Consider the following 1907-nt stretch of genomic DNA (forward strand, 5'->3'; position numbering starts at 1 on the left):
TCGACATCGACACCGCGCGCGCGAGGGCGGACGTGCTCAGCCGCGGCTGCTCGGCCAGCAGCGCCTGAGCGTGCGCGACGTCGTCGCGCACCCCGGTGCACGCGGCGCAGCCCGCGACGTGCGCGGCGACGCCCGCGTCCCCGCCGGCGGGGTCGAGCAGGGCGTCGACCTCCTCCGGGTCGGGGTGCGCTCCGGGCGCGGCGCTGGTCACCGTGGGGTCCGCCTTCTCTGCTGGGTGGGGGCGTGCGAGCTGGTCGTGCGGGTCAGGCGTCCGGCCCGGGCGGACCGGCGCCCGCGGCCGTCCCGCCGGTGGCGGGCTCGGGGGTGCTCGCGGGTGTGACGCGCGCGGGCGGCGGACGGTTCCCGGGGTCCGCGTCGCGCGCGGCACCGCCGTCCGGGCCGGGCGCCGGACGCAGGATCTGCGCGAGCATCGCCCGGCCGCGCGAGCAGCGCGACTTCACCGTCCCCTCGGCGACGCCGAGCACCTGCGCCGCCTCGGCGACCGACAGCTCCTGCAGGTCGACCAGCACGATGGCGGCGCGGTGCGTCTCGGGCAGCTGCGCGAGCGCGCCCATCACGTCGAGCCGCGCCTCGGTGCCGGCGTGCTCGTCGCGGGGCGCGACGGGGTCGTGGTGCTCGGGCAGCGGGACGGTGGGACGCGCCTTGGCGCGGCGCAGCCGGTCGAGGCAGGCGTTCACCACCACGCGGTGCAGCCAGGTGGTGACGGCGGAGTCGCCGCGGAACGACCCGGCGTTGCGGTAGGCCGAGATCAGGGCGTCCTGCAGGGCGTCGGCGGCGTCCTCGGGGTCGCGCAGCGTGCGCACCGCCACGGCCCATAGCCGTCCGCGGTGCCGCTGCACCAGGACGGTGAACGCGTTGCGGTCGCCGGCGACGTGCGCGGTGAGCAGCGCGTGGTCGTCGCGCGGGTCGTCCGGCGGGCCCACGGGGGGACCGTCCGGGGACGGGGTCACGCCACCGCCACGTCGGCGAGCTCGATCCGGAAGCTGCCGCCGACGTCGGGCAGCTCGGTGAACCAGATCACCAGGTGCTGGGTGGTGACCGGGTCGTCCGGGCGCAGCGTGACGGTGCCGGTCGCGGGCGAGGCGGTGGCGACCACCTCGGAGCCCTCCAGGCCCTGGCCGGGCGCCGAGCGCAGCTCGACCGTCCCGCCGCCGCCGTTCACCTGCAGCGTGACCTCGGAGACCGGCGCCGCGGCGGTCAGCGTGACGACCAGCCCGACGCCGTCCTTGAGGCCGCCGAACTCGGCGGACCGGTAGGTGGTGGAACGCCAGAACGAGGCGGGGTCGTCGTCGATGGCGGCCGGGGCGGTCTCGTCGTTCTCGCCGTCGCCGCCCTGCGGGTCGAGGGTGCGCACCCCCGAGATCTGGACGCCCCCGGCGGGCGGCGCGGCGGTCTCGGACGCCGGCGGGGCGGACGAGGAGGTGCTGGTCGACGGCTGCGCGGTGCCGCCGCCGCCCGGCAGCTCGATGCCGCCGATCGCCTGGATCGCGAGGAACAGGCCGACCACGACCAGCACCGCGAGCACGCCGAGCGCGATCAGCGGACGGCGGCTGCCCCGGTCGTCGTCCTCGTCGTACCCGTCGTCGTACCCGTCGTCGTACCCGCCGTCGTGGTCGTCGTACCCCTCGTCCTGGTAGCCGTCGTCGTAGCCGTCCCAGTCCGCGTCGTCGTCGCCGTCGGACCAGTGCCGCTCGTGGCCCGGGTCGCGGTCCGGGTCGTGGTCCGCGCCCGCCTTCGCGAACGACACCGGCGCGGTCGCCTCGCCCTCGTCGAACAGCTCGGACCGGCTGATCGCCGCGGTCTCGTCCGGCGCGGGTGACGGCGCGGGACGGCCGGTCCCGCGCGCGGCACCGGCGACCGCGGCCCCCGCCGCCACGCCGGCGGCG

General features: G+C 77.9%; 1 protein-coding gene and 2 pseudogenes. All 3 read right to left on the reverse strand.

Annotated elements, in window-relative coordinates; translation table 11 throughout:
• A pseudogene (locus ACYVKY_RS08100) lies at nucleotides 1-211 on the reverse strand (hypothetical protein); the annotation flags it as partial.
• Nucleotides 212-263: 52 nt separating this feature from the next.
• The gene (sigM, locus tag ACYVKY_RS08105; RefSeq protein ID WP_460434461.1) at nucleotides 264-944 is read right to left on the reverse strand and encodes an RNA polymerase sigma factor SigM; all 681 of its coding nucleotides are present in this window, start codon (nucleotides 942-944) and stop codon (nucleotides 264-266) included.
• Nucleotides 945-967: 23 nt separating this feature from the next.
• Nucleotides 968-1907: pseudogene (locus tag ACYVKY_RS08110) on the reverse strand (hypothetical protein); the annotation flags it as partial.

It is taken from the genome of Angustibacter speluncae (assembly GCF_054777815.1).